The organism is Microcystis sp. LEGE 08355 (assembly GCF_015207185.1).
GTDB lineage: Bacteria > Cyanobacteriota > Cyanobacteriia > Cyanobacteriales > Microcystaceae > Microcystis > Microcystis panniformis.
Window position 1 is genome coordinate 1 of record NZ_JADEXI010000574.1, and the last position, 2,955, is coordinate 2,955.

General features: G+C 42.5%; 2 protein-coding genes and 1 pseudogene. 2 read left to right on the plus strand and 1 reads right to left on the minus strand.

Going from position 1 to position 2,955, the window contains the following annotated elements:
• The coding region (locus IQ242_RS21325; RefSeq protein WP_228021134.1) for a hypothetical protein at positions 1-1,486 on the minus strand (1,486 nt) is incomplete at its 3' end.
• A 441-nt stretch (positions 1,487-1,927) separates the two neighbouring features.
• On the opposite strand from IQ242_RS21325, the gene rfbF reads away from it, so the two are divergent.
• Both rfbF and IQ242_RS21335 read left to right on the plus strand, forming a co-directional pair.
• Positions 1,928-2,764, plus strand: coding sequence for a glucose-1-phosphate cytidylyltransferase (gene rfbF, locus IQ242_RS21330; protein ID WP_193961327.1), 837 nt, complete (start codon positions 1,928-1,930; stop codon positions 2,762-2,764).
• Positions 2,749-2,955 (plus strand): annotated as a pseudogene (locus IQ242_RS21335) (CDP-glucose 4,6-dehydratase); the annotation flags it as partial. The gene rfbF and the pseudogene IQ242_RS21335, both read left to right, overlap by 16 nt.

A 2,955-nucleotide genomic window follows, 5' to 3' on the forward strand; every position in this document is an offset into this window, starting at 1 on the left:
CGACCATAAGACCAGAACAGAGTAAATCTGTTAAGGCAGGTGCGGAACCCCGCAAGGGAAAGAAGCAGAAACCCAAATCGTGAGGTTTGGGAATCGCCGTCCGTTTTACGGCGGCGAGGATGTCAAACTGACCATGCTCTTTTCTTTTGCCTTTCTTGGCCGGATCACAAAGGGTTGAACCGACCGGAATCTGATTGATAATTTCCACTGTATCGGCCACGGATAGGAGTCTTTCGGAACCGTATTTACTAGCAAGATAACGTTGATTGAAATAGAGATTAGTTGCGATAGAATAGCCGATGATAATTGCTAGAACTAGACCGAGGATCCTGTCGAAAGTCTTAGTAAAGTTTAGATAGGCCAGACTAGCGATCGCCAAGAGGATAGGAGCAAACCAGAGTAAGATTTTACGATGGGAATAAAAATGCTCATCAGGATAATTAGAGGAAGCGTAGAGAAAAATTATCCAAGTGATCGCAAAAAAGCCGATCAGTGTTTTATTGCCTCGATATTTTTTGATGACTATGTATAGAGAAATGCCGAAAAAAATAACCGAAACTACGACATTGAAAATCGATATTTTGTCATTCAAAAAAAATACTTGATTACCCAGATAAACCGTTTCCCAAATCGCTTTAAATATACGAGTGAACAGATTGCTCGATGGTTCACCGCTCGCCCCCTTCTCCGTGAGCGCTCTCATCAGTCCTTTAGTATTTGCAAATCTCCGAACTATCTCACTATTCCAATACATAATCAAGGCGAGATTTGCGGAGAGAATCGATAGAAAAGGCAAAAGACATTTAAGAGTATTCTTGCGATTTCGATAAACAAACCATAGACAGGCGATCACACAAGTCACTAGGATAATTAACATCGTGGTGGTGTGTAAACTCACCAATATAGCGACAGTAATCCCGAAGAATATCCAAGCTATAGCCTGATAGAGCAGCGGCTTAGTCGTTTCCATCTGGAACCGATAGAGTAAAGCAAAAACGAGCAGAAAAAAGGGTATTGGGCTAGGGGCCCAGGAAAAATTATTAATGAAATAGTCCGCATAAATCGTGCTATACCAAAATCCTGCTAAACTGGACAGGAGAAGACGTTTATCTTGTTCTACATTTTCTAAAAGTTGATAAACAAAGTAGATTAAGAGGGGAATCGATAGAAAAGAAAATAGTCCATTGGTAAGGACTTGAAATTCGGGATCGGCACCGAAAATTGTCAAAGGAAATGCTAAATAACCATAGAGGGGAGGAATTACGAATCCATATTTTCCACCCCCACCCGCGGGTCCCAATTGAGGAAAGTTTCCTTTCCACATATCCATCCAAAGATAACCACCGCTAATCTGATCGGGATCGGGTCCGATATCGAAGGTAACGTATTCAAAAATACTGACAATCCTAGTGAAAAAGGCAAAGGCGATCGCTAGAATCCCTAAAATCAGTGCCGTTCCTCGGACTTTATTGCTTGATTTCCCCATAATTGTCGGTATTTTTATCCTAAAATTGTCTGGTGGCTTCGTGGCCGTATCCCCGAATGTTTATCTTCCCATGGTAGCGTGAATTTCTAGTCCTAGTTGCTGATCAAGACGAAGTATAACCTGATTTAGTATCGCCAGCCGACGACCGACTCCCCAAAAGGAAAACCTCGTACCTCACCATGAAGATAACTGCTAGAAGATTTAAGAGCCTGTTTAGCAATAAACTAGACACACCCGCTCAACAAAAATTTTTTTAGACAGATATTGCACACAATCGGGAATCCCGTGTTAAACTGCCTCGATAAGATGATGTCACTCTCAAGACCCTTCACTATATAATCTAATGGTGATAAGTACCTAAGCAAAATTAATTACACATATCTAACCCCCTCCTTGCCTCTTGCCTCTTGCCTTTTGCCTTTCTTCACTAGGAAATTTATTTTGCACGACTACTTACAATCGGTCAGTTTAACAGTTAAGGACTATAAGTCTAACCTTCCCGTGGCTATCTTGTGTGGCGGCAAAGGAACCCGACTGCGGGAAGAAACCGAATTTCGACCCAAACCGATGATTGCCATCGGAAATCGACCGATTATTTGGCATATCATGAAAACTTATGCCCACTATGGCTTAACTGACTTTATGCTCTGTCTAGGGTATAAAGGGGAAATGATTCGGGACTATTTCTTTAGCTATGATTGGAATCAAAGTGATGTCCTCTTAGAGTTAGGCAATAAAAAAGTGACCAAACTCGATAGTGGACACGAGGAGGAAGACTGGCGTATTTGGTTAATTGATACGGGACAGGAAACCATGACTGGAGGTCGTCTTAAACGTCTCACCCCTTATATAGATCAAAGCGGAAGTGAGATCTTTTTGGCCACCTATGGGGATGGGGTTTGTGATGTGAATATTGCGGATCTGTTGGATTTCCATTACTGCCATGGGAAATTAGCCACGATGACGGCGGTTCGTCCTTCTTCTCGCTTTGGCGAGTTAATCATTGAGGGTAATTTAGTCACTCAATTCCAAGAAAAGCCCCAAACGGCTGAAGGATGGATTAATGGGGGGTATTTTGTCTTAAATCGCAAGGTTTTGGATTTAATTGAGGGAGATGCGACGACTTTTGAGGCACAACCCCTCAGAACCCTAGCCGCCTTAGGAGAACTCGCCGTCTATAAGCATGAAGGGTTTTGGCAGTGCATGGATACTTATCGAGAAATGGAAATGCTCAATCACCTTTATGACACTGGACAAGCTAGATGGAAAATATGGTAAAGAAAGCATTTTGGCCAGGCAAAAAGGTCTTGATCACGGGTCATACTGGCTTTAAGGGGTCTTGGCTGGCGTTTTGGTTACTCCATCTGGGAGCAGCGGTAAAAGGCCTCAGTTTAGCTGCCAATACCACCCCCGCTTTATTTGACCAATTAGACTTAGCTAAAAATTTGAGTCACCATCTAGGGGATATT